Below are 13717 nucleotides of genomic sequence, written 5' to 3'. Positions count from 1 at the left end.
GGATTATTGAGGAGCTCGCATGACCAAACAAAACGCCTTTACTCGGGAAGATTTGCTGCGCTGTAGCCGCGGCGAACTGTTCGGCCCAGGTAACGCGCAACTGCCCGCCCCTAACATGCTGATGGTGGATCGCATTACCCATATCAGTGAAGAGGGTGGCAAGTACGGCAAAGGTGAATTGGTCGCCGAGCTGGATATCACCCCTGACCTGTGGTTTTTTGCCTGTCACTTCGAAGGCGACCCTGTGATGCCAGGCTGCCTGGGCCTTGATGCCATGTGGCAACTGGTGGGCTTCTACCTCGGCTGGCAAGGTCTGCCGGGCCGCGGCCGTGCCCTGGGTTCGGGCGAAGTGAAATTTTTTGGCCAGGTCTTGCCGACCGCCAAAAAAGTCACCTACAACATTCATATCAAGCGCGTCCTCAAGGGCAAGCTGAACCTGGCCATTGCCGATGGTTCGGTCACTGTCGACGGTCGCGAAATTTATACCGCCGAAGGCCTTCGGGTCGGCGTTTTCACCTCAACTGACAACTTCTAAGGGTTATCCGAATGCGCCGCGTCGTTATCACTGGTCTGGGCATCGTTTCGTGCCTGGGCAATGACAAAGAGACCGTCTCCGCTAACCTGCGTGCAAGTCGCCCTGGCATCCGATTCAACCCGGAATATGCCGAAATGGGTCTGCGTAGCCAGGTTTCCGGCTCCATTGACCTGAACCTCGAAGAGCTGATCGATCGCAAGATTTATCGTTTCGTTGGCCACGCCGCTGCTTACGCTTACCTGGCCATGAAAGACGCCATTACCGATTCGGGCCTGAGCGAGGAGCAAGTCTCCAATCCGCGTACCGGTCTGATCGCAGGTTCTGGCGGTGCGTCGACCTTGAACCAGATGGAAGCGCTGGACATCCTGCGCGAAAAAGGCGTGAAACGTGTTGGCCCATACCGTGTGACGCGGACCATGAGCAGCACCGTGTCGGCTTGCCTGGCAACGCCGTTCAAGATCAAGGGTCTGAACTATTCCATCGCTTCTGCCTGCGCAACCAGTGCTCATTGCATCGGTACGGCCATGGAACAGATCCAGATGGGCAAGCAGGACATCGTGTTTGCCGGCGGCGGTGAAGAAGAACATTGGAGCCAATCGTTCCTGTTCGACGCTATGGGCGCTTTGTCCAGCCAGTACAACGACACGCCAGAAAAAGCCTCCCGTGCCTACGACGCCAAGCGTGACGGTTTCGTGATTGCCGGTGGTGGTGGCATGGTGGTGGTTGAAGAGCTGGAGCATGCCCTGGCCCGCGGCGCCAAAATCTACGCCGAAATCGTGGGTTACGGTGCAACTTCCGATGGCTACGACATGGTTGCTCCAAGCGGCGAAGGTGCTATTCGCTGCATGCAGATGGCGATGTCTACCGTTGATGCGCCTATCGACTACATCAATACTCACGGCACCTCGACCCCGGTCGGTGATGTGGCCGAAATGAAAGGCATCCGCGAAGTCTTCGCCGACAAAGCGCCGCCTATCAGCTCCACCAAGAGCCTGTCGGGCCACTCCTTGGGCGCCGCCGGTGTTCACGAAGCGATCTACTGCATGCTGATGATGGAAGGTAACTTCATTGCTGGCTCCGCCAACATTGATGAGCTGGACCCGGCCGTCGCTGACATGCCGATCCTGACCAAAACGCGTGAAGATGCCAAAATCGACACCGTGATGAGCAACAGCTTTGGCTTTGGTGGCACTAACGCCACCTTGGTGCTCAAGCGCTGGGAAGGCAAATAAGCCCTCTGCCCGCTCATAAAAAATGCCCTGACTGGTTCAGGGCATTTTTTTGTCCCGGATTTGGCCTATCGAGTCTTTTTCGGCAAAACCTGCAAAAAGTTATCCTTCGCCACTTTATGCGCAACCTCGACAGGCAGTGCATCCAAAAAGGGGTCAAAGCTGTGCAGCTCCTGGCCCAGCTTGTCAAAACGACCTACAACATCTGACCCCAGCATAAAGCGTTCAGGGAAGCGCTCAACCAGCGCCACCCACTCCGGCCTTGCCCTGCCCTGCGCATCCAACAGATAAGGCGTGAGCATGCTCCAGGACAGGTCGACGTAAAGGTTAGGGTAAGTCGCCAGTAATCGGGTCAGCGTTGGCAGCAAAAAATCCATCTGTGTTTGGTGGCGGTGAATCTCTGCGCTAGTGCCCGCATGCGCCCAGATGAAGCGAGTGCGTGGATGCTGCCCCAACGGTTGTTCAATTTCGGCCAGGTACAGCGGGTTTTTCTCACGCTTGGAGGTGATATTGGAATGCACCAGAACGGGCAAGTCGTGTTGGGCCGCCAAGGTGTAAATGCGCATCAAGGCTTCGTTGTTGGCACGCGGGGTATCACCTGAAATCAGGGCGGTCAGATCATCATGGCGGGTGAACACTTCGCCAATCCCCTGCCACAGCCCGGGGTTGAGGTCGAGCATGCGCTGGATGTGCGCCGCCGAGTTTTTGTCATTGGGGTTAAAGCCCGACAAAAACGGATGAAAATGCTCGCGCTGCTTTGCACTCAGTTGCTTGACCGCATCTGCCACCCAGACATCGGTGGCGCTGTACCAATAAGCGTCAGCATCGTCACCCGCGTAATAGCGCGGGCGCTTGGGTTCGTCTTCGTGCCATTTTTTGGCCACCGGGATGCCGGAAATCATTACGTGTTCAATACGATTTTTTGCCATGGCCGCCAACAGCGCTGGCATACCCGCACTTTCCTGGAAGAAATCGACGTAATGCAGATGGGCATCGCTGTAGGCGTATTCGCGCGATTGGGCCAACGTGCTCACGGCCAGCGCCCCAAAAGCCAAAAGTAATGATTTGATTCGCACCCGGTCATCCTCATCAGTAGAGACTGATAGACCCGAGCACAGGCTTAAGGGTTCAGGCCCACATGTTAAATGGAACGCACGATCCGCCACATGCTCTATAAAGATCAGGACCTTTAATCACTGCCAAGCTGAGGTTTGCCATGACTGTTACCGTTAATACCGTGTCGCATGAGGGTTTTCGTCACAGCATCAAGATTGATGATTACGAAGTGTTCACCGATGTGCCCAAAGCGCTGGGAGGCGAAGGCTCAGCACCAGGGCCGCATGATTACTTCGATGCCGCACTGGCCGCTTGCAAAGCCCTGACCCTGAAAATGTACGCCAAAAAGAAAGACATTCCCCTCACGGGCGTCACCGTCGAGATAAAACACGATGCCGAGCAAGAACAACAAGGCAAGTACAACCTGCACGTCAAGCTCACACTCAAGGGCGTACTGACGGACGCCCAGCGAGATGAACTGCATCGCGTTGCGGACAAATGCCCGATTCACAAACTGATGACCACTGCTGACATCAGCATCGAAACGCATTTGTCCGAAGGTGCGTTTAGCCAGTAACCGGCAAGCGTGATCCTGAAGCGTTGGGTTATGCTCAACGCTTCTTGATTGGCGGGACTGATTCATGTCGGCACTTACTGTGATTCGGCCGCGTGCCGAAGAGGTTGAAGGGCAACCCATTCTGCGTCCACTACCCTCGGCCAAATGCCGAAGTGTCGGACCTTTCGTTTTTTTCGATCACATCCTGCACACCCACTATCCTCCCGGTCACGGGATGGACATCAAACAGCACCCCCACATTGGTTTGTCGACCCTTACCTATTTGTTTGAGGGCCGTGTGCAGCATAAAGACAGCCTGGGTTCAGATCAGCACGTAGGCCCTGGGGACGTCAGTTGGATGACCGCCGGCCAAGCCATTGCCCACATTGAACGCACACCGCAACCCTTGCGCGCTGAAGGCTCGGTGATTCACGGGTTACAAGTGTGGCTGGCCTCGCCCAAAAGCCACGAGCAGGGCCCCGGTCACTACAGCCATCACCCGGCTGCCAGCCTGCCAGTCAGCGACAACCTGGGCGTTAAGATTTGCCTGATCGCGGGTTCGGGGTTCTGCCTGACCTCGCCTGTGCCCGTGTTATCCCCCACGCTCTACGCCGACGTGCAGATGCAAACCGCCACCACCCTGCTGATTGCAGCCGAACATGCTGAACGCGCGGTGTATGTGCTTGAGGGGGAAGCTCAGATCGATGGCCAGCCACTTGAGCGCCATACGTTGGTGGTGTTGCCGGCGGGTGAAGCGGTCACGGTGTGCGCCGACAGTGATTGCCACGTGGTGATCATTGGCGGCGCCCCACTGGATGGGCCGCGCCGGATGAACTGGAACTTTGTCGCCAGCGATCCAGCCTTGATTGAACGCGCCAGGGCGCGGTGGGCGGCCGGTGATTGGCCGACCGTGCCGGGAGAAACAGGCCGTATCGAGTTGCCGTGAGCGTACAGAAGCAGCCGATGGCGGCGAGCCGCACACAGCCATCAGCCACTGCGCACTGTCAGATGCGGAACTGCCCGACCAGATCACCCAAGCGCTGGCCCAATTGCGCCAGGCTGCGGGTGGTTTGGGCGCCTTGCTGGGTTTCGTCCGCCACATTGTCGACCGCGACTGCAATCTGGTGAACGCTGCGGTTGATCTCTTCGGCAACGGCGGTTTGCTCTTCCGCTGCACTGGCAATTTGCGCATTCATTGAGTTGATGGTGCCAATCAGTTGCGCCATCGTGTCCAGGGAGGTCCCGGCCTGATTGGCTTGCGCCGAGGTGCCATCCCCCGCTTCACTGGACCGGCGCATCGCTTGCACGGCTTGATCGGTGCCCTGTTGCAGGCGATCGATCATGCCTTGAATCTCTTGCGTGCTTTGCTGCGTACGGCTGGCCAGCGCTCGCACTTCATCAGCAACCACAGCAAAACCACGGCCCGCTTCACCCGCTCGCGCAGCCTCGATGGCGGCGTTGAGGGCCAACAGGTTGGTTTGGTCTGCAATCGAGCGAATCACCCCCAAGACGCTGACAATCGAGGTGACATCTTGTTGCAAGCTATCCAGCGATGTCCCGCTGCTGCGGATATCGCTGACCAGCGCATGAATCTGTTGAATGCTGCCATCCACCACGCGTTTAGCGAGCTGACCCTCTTCATCGGTTTTTTGTGCCGCGACCGAAGCCCCTTGCGCACTGCGGGCCACTTCCTGCGCCGCCGAGGACATTTCATTGATTGCCGTAGCCACTTGGTCGGTTTCGTGGCGCTGGCGCTCCATCGCCTGCTCAGAACGGTGCGCCTGATCTGACACCTGCGCGACCAGCGTGGTCAGTTGGGAGGTCATGTCGGTGATTTGTCGCACCATGGCGTGGATTTTGTCGACGAACCGATTGAATGAACCTGCCAGCTCACCCAGTTCATCCTGGCTAGTAATCGCCAGACGGTGGGTCAAGTCACCTTCCCCGGCCGCAATATCGTCCAGATTGGCTTTCATCAAGTGCAATGGACGCAGAATGGTATTGGCCACCAGCATGCCAATGACGGCGATGACCAACAGCACCAGCACCGTAATGGCGGCAATGCTGAAGATCATGCCTTCCATACGCTCTTTAACGTCGGCCTGGACGTCGGCGACCTGCGCCTCGATACCGTCAAGATTGACCACCGTCCCCATCACCAGGTCCCACTTGGGCAGATATTCGGTGTAGCCCAATTTGGGGACTAGCAGCTTTTCATTGCCGGGCAATGACGAACTGTACTGAGCGTAGTGCGTGCCGTCTTTAGCGGCGCGAACCAATTCGCGGTTGGTGTACACGCCATTCGGGTCGCGATTGTCCTGAAAGTTTTTGCCTACGCCTTCCGGGCTGTTGCCTTTAAACAAGCGTACGGTTTGCGAGTCATAACCAAAGAAGTAACCATCGGTGCCATAGGTGATATTGGACAACAGCTTGATCGCCTGCGCCCGTGCGGCTTCATCACCCGGCTGCGCCGCGTCGTACAGCGGCTTGATGGCCGTCATCGCCACCTCAACGTAGCTGTGCAGCGTCGCCTTGGCGTCATTGAGCAAGCGTTGACGGGTTTCTTCGACCTCTTTAGTGGCCTGATCTTGCAGAATCCAGACCGTCGTTACGCTGATGACCAAGGCAAACAACAAGACCGGCAACACCGCGAGGGACAATACTTTTGCCTTCAGGCTCAGGCGCATGGCTTTTACTCTTTTTAAGGAACTACGTACTGCGTTAACGGCCTGAAACGTTCAAAGTTAAGACCCCATACACAACTTGTTTAACGGCTAAAGGTGCCAGGTTACTTACAACGTCATGGCCGCCACCCAGCCAAAGGCCAGCAGCGGTAGGTTGTAATGCAGGAACGTGGGTACCACCGTGTCCCAGATATGGTGATGCTGGCCATCTACGTTCAGACCAGAGGTCGGCCCCAGTGTTGAATCGGAGGCAGGCGAACCGGCATCACCCAGCGCGCCCGCGGTGCCCACAATGCAAACGATCGCCATCGGGCTGAAGCCGAGTTGCACGCACAGCGGGACAAAAATGGCCGCCAGGATCGGCACCGTCGAAAAGGACGAGCCAATCCCCATCGTGACCAACAAACCGACCAACAACATCAGCAGCGCACCCACGCCCTTGCTGTGGTTGATCCAGCCCGCAGAAGCCTCTACCAGCGATTTCACTTCACCGGTGGCCTTCATCACTTCGGCGAAGCCTGAAGCCGCAATCATGATGAAACCGATCATGGCCATCATTTTCATGCCTTCGGTAAACAGATCGTCCGTTTCACGCCAGCGCACGATGCCTGAGGCCGAGAAGATCAAGAAACCCACCAGTGCGCCAATAATCATCGATCCCAGCCACAGCTGAACGATAAACGCAGCGGCAATCGCCCCTCCGGCGACCAGCAGGGTGCGTGGGTTGTAGCTCACGGCCACTTGCTCAACCTGTTCAATTTTTGACAGGTCATATTCACGTTTTTTTCGGTAGCTGATGAACACCGCGACCAACAGACCAGACAACATGCCCAATGCCGGAATGGCCATGGCGTGCGTCACATTGACCTGGCTGATATCCACGCCACCCTTGCTGACGTTGGCCAGCAAAATTTGGTTAAGGAAAATATTGCCGAAACCTACAGGCAAGAAAATGTAGGGCGTGATCAAGCCAAAGGTCATGACACAGGCAATCAAACGCCGGTCAATCTTCAATTTGGTCAGCACATACAGCAGCGGCGGAACCAAAAGCGGAATAAACGCAATGTGGATGGGCAGGATGTTCTGTGAGCAGATCGCAACCACTAACAGCAAGACAATGAGTAGCCATTTGACCCGATTGCCACCCGCGCTTTGCTGTTTGTTCACCAGCGTCAGGGCTTTGTCGGCCAAGGCATGTGCCAAACCGGACTTGGCAATCGCAACGGCGAAAGCACCCAACATCGCGTAAGAAAGCGCAACTTGAGCACCGCCACCCAACCCGCTGTTAAAGGCATTGAGGGTTTCTTCAATACCCAGCCCGCCCACAAGACCACCCACGACTGCACCGACAATCAGGGCGATGACCACATGCACACGGGACAGACTGAGCACCAACATGATGCCGACCGCGGCAACTACTGCATTTATCATTACAACCTCATGGCACGCACAACGTGAGCAACACCGTCATGCGGATGATTCCGGGCAAATGACTGCTGTGCCAGTCGCCGGATTTGGAAAGGAGGATTTATTTGAGGGCGCACACTTTGAAGCAGCATCGCCGCCTTGTCAAAGTGCGTTCCGGGACCTGTCAATAAACATCGCAAAAACGGCTTTATCCCTAATAAATACAGGGCTAAATGGGCATTTAATAAACTGGGTTTTTACGTTTCAAGCATAAAGAAACGCGCCTGTCGGCCGCTAACAGACAAAGCCTCTTTTTAGGATGTCTCCATGTCGATTAGACAGCTTTCCATCCAATGGAAAATCACCCTGCTTTCCGGACTTTGTTTGTTGGCGATAGTGACATTGCTGGTGGGCCTTTCCCTGTATCGCATGGAGCACAACTCCGAACTGGTGAAAGCCTCCAGTGCCCAGATGCTCAACGAATCGGCGCAAGCGCGCATCGAAGCTCAGGGCGAGGCCCAGGCGTTGGCCATCAGCCGCCAGTTTATGGATGCCTACCAGTACGGCAATGGTTTCGCCCGTCAGGTCCTGTTTTTACGTGAGCAATCGGAGAAGCGGTTTCTGGATGCTTTCGATTTGCGTGAAGACCTGACGCGTCAGGTTAAAGCGGCCCTACAGGCAAACCCTGACTTGTTGGGGTTGTCGCTGGTGTTCGAAGCCAATGCGCTGGATGGCAAAGATCAGCTGTTTGATCACCAAAAAGAGTTGGGCAGCAACGATAAAGGCCGTTTTGCGCTCTATTGGTCGCAACCCACGCCAGGCAAGTTAACGTCGATGGCGTTGCCGGAAAGCGACATGGCCGATACGAGCATCGGACCCAGCGGTCAGGCCAATAACACGTGGTTCACATGCCCGCGCGCAACGCTGAAACCGTGCATCATCGAACCCTATTTCTATGAGATCGACGGGCAAAACGTATTGCTGACCAGCATCGTGTTTCCGTTGATGGTCAATGGCAAAGTGATTGCGTCGCTGTCGGTTGATATCAACCTCAATAGCCTGCAAGCCATCAGCCAACAGGCCAGCCAAAAGCTCTACGGCGGCCAAACCAATGTCGGCATTATCAGCTCCGTGGGCCTGTTGGCAGGCTACAGCCTGGATGCCAGCAAACTGAGCCAGCGTCTGGACGCGGTAGACAGCAATGATGGTGCGCAACTGATTCGCATGATGGCCAGTGGCGACGAGCCGCAAAGCATTCGCAGCCATGAGCGCCTGAAAGTCCTGACCCCTTTCCACCCGATCCCTGGCAGCCAGCCTTGGGGCGTACTGCTGGATGTGCCTGAAAAAGTACTGGTTGGACCGGCAGAAACGCTGAAGGCCGAACTGGACGCACGCAGCTATGCCGGGACGTTGATCGAACTGGCACTCGGCTTACTCGCCGCGGTGGTGGGACTGGTGCTTGTGTGGCTGATGGCCCGCAGCGTAACCCGCCCCATCCTCAGCGTGGCGAATATGCTGGAAGACATTGCCAGTGGCGAAGGTGATCTGACACGGCGTCTTGCCTACGACAAAAAAGATGAGCTGGGCCAACTGGCGGGCTGGTTCAATCGTTTTCTGGATAAGCTGCAACCGATCATCGCCGAGGTTAAGCGCTCGGTGCAGGATGCCCGTAGCACCGCAGACCAGTCGGCCGCCATCGCCGCCCAGACCAGCGCTGGCATGGAGCAGCAGTATCGCCAGGTCGATCAGGCTGCCACCGCGTCTCACGAAATGAGTGCGACAGCGCAGGACGTCGCCCGCAGTGCGGCTCAAGCGGCACAAGCCGCGCGTGATGCCGACCAGGCGACGCGTGATGGTTTGACCATTATTGATCGGACCACGCGCAGCATTGACCACTTGGCCGCTGATATGAGTAATGCCATGACCCAGGTTGAAGGTCTTGCGGCCAACAGCGAAAAAATCGGGTCGGTACTGGAAGTGATTCGCGCCATCGCCGAGCAGACTAATTTGTTGGCACTCAATGCGGCGATTGAAGCGGCGCGCGCGGGTGAGGCAGGTCGTGGATTTGCCGTCGTGGCTGATGAAGTGCGCAATCTTGCTCGCCGTACACAAGAGTCCGTGGAAGAAACGCGTCAGGTCATCGAACAGCTACAGGCCGGCACTCAAGTGGTGGTGAGTTCGATGAGCAATAGCCATCAACAGGCCCAGGGCAGTGTTGAACAAGTCGGGCAAGCCGTCACCGCGCTGCAACAAATCGGTAATGCGGTAACGGTGATTACTGACATGAACTTACAAATTGCCAGCGCAGCGGAGGAACAAAGCGCCGTGGCGGAAGAGATCAACAGTAACGTGTCGACTATCCGGGATGTGACGGAGTCATTGTCTGAACAAGCCAATGAATCGGCGCGGGTGAGCCAGTCGCTGAATTCACTGGCCAATCAACAACAGCAACTGATGGATCAGTTCCGCGTCTGATCACGCAGCAAAGGCGGCGACATGCATCAGGCTGTCGTCGCCTTGTCAGCCGGGTCAGGCAAATTGATTGTGACCAATAGACCGCCCCACTGCCCTGCCGCTAATTGCATCTGCCCCCCCCATGCATCGACGATATCGCGAACGATACCCAACCCCAAACCATGACCGTTGGCTTGTTCGTCAAGGCGAGTACCACGACTCAATACTTGATCGCGCTCATCTGGGGCAATGCCGGGACCATCGTCTTGCACCTCAATTTCATAACCGTTGGCTGTTTGACGCAGGCTCAGCTCGACCCGTGAATCAGCCCATTTACAGGCGTTGTCCAAAATATTGCCCAACAGCTCAAGCATGTCTTCACGGTCCCATGGCAGGTGCACATTGTCGGGGGCCTGGAACGTGAGGTTCACATGTTGCCCATGAATCATGGCCAAGGTGGCCAGCAGACCGGGAAGTTCTGCCTGCGGGTCAAATTGAGCCCCCGGCAACGCGTCACCCGCAAGACGAGCACGATTTAGCTCGCGGTTCACGCGCTGTTCAACTTGCTCCAGCTGGGCACGCAATGTCGCTTGTATGTCGGGATACGTCGCAAGCCGTGGGTCATTGGCAAGGCTGATCAGCACTGCCAGCGGTGTTTTCAACGCATGCCCCACATTGCCTAACGCATTGCGCGAGCGTTTGAGCGTGTCTTCGGTATGCGTCAGCAGGTGGTTGATCTGTTTGACCAGCGGTTCAAGCTCTATGGGCACCTGAGCGTCGAGCTGCGAACGCTGGCCTTTTTGCAATTGGGCAATTTGGATGCGTGCTGTTTCCAGCGGCCGCAGCGCTCTGCGAACCGTAATCCGCTGCAACAGTAAAATAACCGCCAACGCTAACGTCCCAAGGCCTAGCCCGATTCGCTGAACCTGTTGGAAACTGTTGCGTATGGGCGAGTAATCCTGTGCCACGGTGATGGAAACCGACTGACCGAAGCGTTTGTAGTCACTGCGCAAGACCAACAGCATTTGGCCTTCGGGGCCTGGTTGAAGGGTGTTATTGAGCCCGGAGTGTTCTGTCTTGGGCAACTGCGCATCCCACAGTGAGCGCGACCGCCAATGAATGTCACCGAACTCAATACTGAAGTAGTGCCCGGAAAATGGTCTCTGATAAGCCGGAGACAGACGCCGCTCATCAAGCTGTAACCCCTGAGGGCCGCGACTCAACGCAAACAGCAAATTCTCGCTGTCATCTTGAAGACCCGACTCAAGATAACGTTGCAGACCACTCTCAAAAAGCCACAGGCTGACTTGGCCGACCACAATACCGGCCACCAGCAAGACACTGACAAGTCCAAGGCTAAGCCTGCGCTGAATAGACTTCACTGGGCCGCTGTTCCGAAGATATAGCCCTGACCACGTCGCGTTTCAACAACGTCACGGCCAAGCTTACGCCGCAGGTGGTTGACGTGAACTTCCAAAACATTGGAATCGCGCTCTGTTTCGCCATCATATAAATGCCCGGACAGATGGCTTTTAGAGAGGATTTGCTGCGGGTGCAACATGAAATAGCGCAGTAAGCGAAACTCGGCAGCGGTCAGCTGGATCTCAACACCGTCACGGGTAACACATTGGCGAGCTTCATCGAGTTGCAGGCCCGCAGACTTCAAAAGTGGCTGATTGGCATGCCCATGCGTGCGTCGCAACAGGGCCTGAACCCGTAACTGTAATTCTTCGGGATGAAAAGGCTTGGTCAAGTAATCATCCGCTCCCGCCTTGAGCCCCTCTATGCGTTCGGCCCAAGAGCTGCGTGCGGTGAGGATTAAAACGGGTGTTGTCACCCCTGCAGAGCGCCACTTTTCAAGCACATCAATACCCGTCATTCCAGGTAAACCCAGATCGAGAACAATCAGGTCATAGGGTTCACTCTGGCCTTGATGAAGGGCATCGCGACCATCCGCCAACCAATCGACTGCATAGCCTTGGCGAGTAAGTCCGGCGATCAACTCATCAGCGAGTGGGACATGGTCTTCCACCAATAACAAACGCATTAATCGTCTTCCTTATCTTTAGTCAGATTGCCACTACTGGCATTGAATTTGAGTTCCCGGACAACACGTTGAGGGGTTACCAATTCGACCTCATAGACATAGGCACCCTGCTTTTCTTCCAGTTCGACCTCTAATAATTTTGAGTCCGGATAGCGTTCAAGCGCGAATTTAAGAATGTCCTCAAGGGGTAAGATTTCACCCCTCTCGCGTAAGCGAAGCGCTTCGTCTTGACCCAAATCCCGCGCGGAAGCCAACGAGCAACATGCACAGAGCATCAGCGCTAACAGTTGGCTAAAGCGTACATTGATGTTCATGGCTACTCCGGTGGAACATCGGGTGAAATGAAAGACACTATCGAAAGCGATGACTGTAACGAAAGTCGCTTAATTGAAACTGAATAAACCCGGCGTTTGGTCACCCAGCGCGCCTTCAAGGCGGGTGGCTACTCGCGTGTACAACGTTAACTGTTAAACTGCGCGCCTGCATTCGTCGCACAGGCGACAGCCATCTCTTCAAGAGCTAAAACACTGTGGAAATTTTTAAAGAGTTTACATTCGAATCTGCGCATCGGCTGCCATTTGTTCCTGAGGGGCACAAATGTGGTCGTTTACATGGCCATTCATTCAAAGTTGCCATTCATCTAAGCGGCGACATTGACCCCAATACCGGCTGGATCCGTGACTTTTCTGAAATCAAAGCGATTTTTAAGCCCCTGTACGAGCAGCTTGATCATAATTATTTGAATGATATTCCTGGCCTGGAAAACCCAACCAGTGAAGTCCTGGCCAAGTGGATCTGGCAGCAGTTGAAACCTTTATTGCCTGAGCTGTCAGCTATTCGAATTCATGAAACATGTACCAGTGGCTGTATCTACTACGGGGATTAGTAATCCCTCGCTGGGAATTCCAGCTGCATGCCTAATAAGATGCCAGTGCTTACACCCTTCGAGAGTGATGCTTTCGCGGGGTGTTTTTTATGGTGAGCTGGTAATGCCGCTCCGATATGTCCACGCAGAATCCCTCGCTGGTCTGTGTGGCCAAAAAGAGTTTCCTCGCACAGTGATTCATCACGAATCTGAAACAAATACACTTACACGGCTGCACCCTTAAGGGCATAGGTGAAAACGTCAACGAAAAAACTGACCACCTACCGGATCGGCACTGCGGAATGCAATTGCAGCCACTGATTGATGTGCTGCGTGAAATCGTACTTGCTTACGTCCAGGACTAAACCCCGACAATTACCACCCTGATCAAGGCGATGAAGTACGATTCGCTTCCTAGTCGATCGAGTCCTGAGATATTGAAAAGGAACGTTGGACTGAAAGGACTAGGTGGACTACAAACCCAGTTTTGCATTCAGTGTCACGGAAATAGCTTGCCCGCCTATTCCAGGTGCAAGCTCTACAGCGTGTTCACGCTTACTTGCGGCATTAGCATGCGATACATCGCAGCTTTATGGGGTGGGCCACTGACTCGTCCAGCGGTAAATCTGACACCCTGCGGGCGTCAACCGGATCTGGCATATAAGGAGTCTCTGGCTTTGAAATGACTGCGCCCATTCTAGTGTGCGGAGCATGAAATGACTGCGTCTATTTGTAGGACTTTAGGTGAAGCACGCCGCAGTTGTACCCGGCATGGCTGGTCAGTGACCTGAGATCACGTTGCAGGCTGAGCCGATAATCATTGTTTTTCGAGCGCACAAACAAAATCCCCATCTGCGTGAGCAGACAGGGATTCTGGAATTTAA

General features: G+C 55.3%; 12 protein-coding genes and 2 pseudogenes. 7 read left to right on the top strand and 7 right to left on the bottom strand.

From position 1 onward, the window contains the following. Positions 1-19 precede the first annotated feature (19 nt). Both fabA and fabB read left to right on the top strand, forming a co-directional pair. A complete protein-coding gene (fabA, locus tag AP059_RS04100) occupies positions 20-535 on the top strand; it encodes a 3-hydroxyacyl-[acyl-carrier-protein] dehydratase FabA (protein WP_032859207.1) in 516 nt (171 codons plus the stop codon). 11 nt (positions 536-546) lie between these two features. Continuing rightward, complete coding sequence (gene fabB, locus AP059_RS04095) at positions 547-1767, top strand: beta-ketoacyl-ACP synthase I (RefSeq protein ID WP_048366380.1); 1221 nt, start codon at positions 547-549, stop codon at positions 1765-1767. 65 nt (positions 1768-1832) lie between these two features. Here fabB and AP059_RS04090 read toward each other — a convergent pair whose 3' ends face one another. After that, a complete protein-coding gene (locus AP059_RS04090) occupies positions 1833-2804 on the bottom strand; it encodes an amidohydrolase family protein (protein WP_256209705.1) in 972 nt (323 codons plus the stop codon). 176 nt (positions 2805-2980) lie between these two features. On the opposite strand from AP059_RS04090, the gene AP059_RS04085 reads away from it, so the two are divergent. Both AP059_RS04085 and AP059_RS04080 read left to right on the top strand, forming a co-directional pair. After that, positions 2981-3397 carry an OsmC family protein gene (locus tag AP059_RS04085; RefSeq protein ID WP_059762004.1) on the top strand — a complete coding sequence of 139 codons (417 nt, stop codon included), beginning with the start codon at positions 2981-2983 and terminating at the stop codon, positions 3395-3397. 64 nt (positions 3398-3461) lie between these two features. Then, complete coding sequence (locus tag AP059_RS04080; RefSeq protein ID WP_059762003.1) at positions 3462-4322, top strand: pirin family protein; 861 nt, start codon at positions 3462-3464, stop codon at positions 4320-4322. Between the two features lie 58 nt (positions 4323-4380). Here AP059_RS04080 and AP059_RS23010 read toward each other — a convergent pair whose 3' ends face one another. From AP059_RS23010 to AP059_RS04070, 3 genes and pseudogenes are all read right to left on the bottom strand, one after another. Then, positions 4381-5136 carry a methyl-accepting chemotaxis protein gene (locus AP059_RS23010; protein ID WP_441295888.1) on the bottom strand — a complete coding sequence of 252 codons (756 nt, stop codon included), beginning with the start codon at positions 5134-5136 and terminating at the stop codon, positions 4381-4383. A gap of 102 nt (positions 5137-5238) precedes the next feature. After that, positions 5239-6063 (bottom strand): annotated as a pseudogene (locus AP059_RS23005) (cache domain-containing protein); the annotation flags it as partial. 105 nt (positions 6064-6168) lie between these two features. Further along, complete coding sequence (locus AP059_RS04070) at positions 6169-7488, bottom strand: Na+/H+ antiporter family protein (protein WP_165599915.1); 1320 nt, start codon at positions 7486-7488, stop codon at positions 6169-6171. Between the two features lie 306 nt (positions 7489-7794). Here AP059_RS04070 and AP059_RS23000 point away from each other — a divergent pair. After that, a pseudogene (locus AP059_RS23000) lies at positions 7795-9084 on the top strand (HAMP domain-containing protein); the annotation flags it as partial. Between the two features lie 102 nt (positions 9085-9186). Next, positions 9187-9942, top strand: coding sequence for a methyl-accepting chemotaxis protein (locus AP059_RS22995; RefSeq protein WP_371260616.1), 756 nt, complete (start codon positions 9187-9189; stop codon positions 9940-9942). Positions 9943-9968: 26 nt separating this feature from the next. Here the strand turns inward: AP059_RS22995 and AP059_RS04060 are convergent, their stop codons facing one another. From AP059_RS04060 to AP059_RS04050, 3 genes are read right to left on the bottom strand one after another with little or no spacing between them, the layout of a single operon-like run. After that, positions 9969-11303: an ATP-binding protein gene (locus AP059_RS04060; RefSeq protein ID WP_059761999.1), complete on the bottom strand. Its 1335-nt coding sequence runs from the start codon at positions 11301-11303 to the stop codon at positions 9969-9971. Beyond that, a complete protein-coding gene (locus AP059_RS04055) occupies positions 11300-11968 on the bottom strand; it encodes a response regulator transcription factor (RefSeq protein ID WP_059761998.1) in 669 nt (222 codons plus the stop codon). The genes AP059_RS04060 and AP059_RS04055 overlap by 4 nt, the downstream gene beginning before the upstream one ends. Continuing rightward, entirely contained in the window at positions 11968-12282 is a 315-nt protein-coding gene (locus AP059_RS04050) for a PepSY domain-containing protein (RefSeq protein ID WP_059761997.1), read from the bottom strand. The genes AP059_RS04055 and AP059_RS04050 overlap by 1 nt, the downstream gene beginning before the upstream one ends. A gap of 215 nt (positions 12283-12497) precedes the next feature. On the opposite strand from AP059_RS04050, the gene queD reads away from it, so the two are divergent. Beyond that, positions 12498-12854 (top strand): 6-carboxytetrahydropterin synthase QueD, encoded by a 357-nt coding sequence (gene queD / locus AP059_RS04045; protein ID WP_059761996.1) that lies wholly within the window; start codon positions 12498-12500, stop codon positions 12852-12854. The last annotated feature ends 863 nt before the right edge of the window (positions 12855-13717 follow it).

This window comes from Pseudomonas sp. TAA207, assembly GCF_001529285.1.
GTDB lineage: Bacteria > Pseudomonadota > Gammaproteobacteria > Pseudomonadales > Pseudomonadaceae > Aquipseudomonas > Aquipseudomonas weihenstephanensis.
Note: the sequence above shows the minus strand (reverse complement) of the source record. Positions and strands in the feature narration are given on the sequence as shown.

Excerpts from the sequence above, each read along its gene's own strand:
- fabA (WP_032859207.1), top strand. The coding sequence starts at position 20 with ATGACCAAACAAAACGCCTTTACTCGGGAAGATTTGCTGCGCTGTAGC.
- fabB (WP_048366380.1), top strand. The coding sequence starts at position 547 with ATGCGCCGCGTCGTTATCACTGGTCTGGGCATCGTTTCGTGCCTGGGC.
- AP059_RS04085 (WP_059762004.1), top strand. The coding sequence starts at position 2,981 with ATGACTGTTACCGTTAATACCGTGTCGCATGAGGGTTTTCGTCACAGC.
- AP059_RS04080 (WP_059762003.1), top strand. The coding sequence starts at position 3,462 with ATGTCGGCACTTACTGTGATTCGGCCGCGTGCCGAAGAGGTTGAAGGG.
- AP059_RS23010 (WP_441295888.1), bottom strand. The coding sequence starts at position 5,136 with ATGGAGCGCCAGCGCCACGAAACCGACCAAGTGGCTACGGCAATCAAT.
- AP059_RS22995 (WP_371260616.1), top strand. The coding sequence starts at position 9,187 with ATGGAGCAGCAGTATCGCCAGGTCGATCAGGCTGCCACCGCGTCTCAC.
- AP059_RS04055 (WP_059761998.1), bottom strand. The coding sequence starts at position 11,968 with ATGCGTTTGTTATTGGTGGAAGACCATGTCCCACTCGCTGATGAGTTG.
- AP059_RS04050 (WP_059761997.1), bottom strand. The coding sequence starts at position 12,282 with ATGAACATCAATGTACGCTTTAGCCAACTGTTAGCGCTGATGCTCTGT.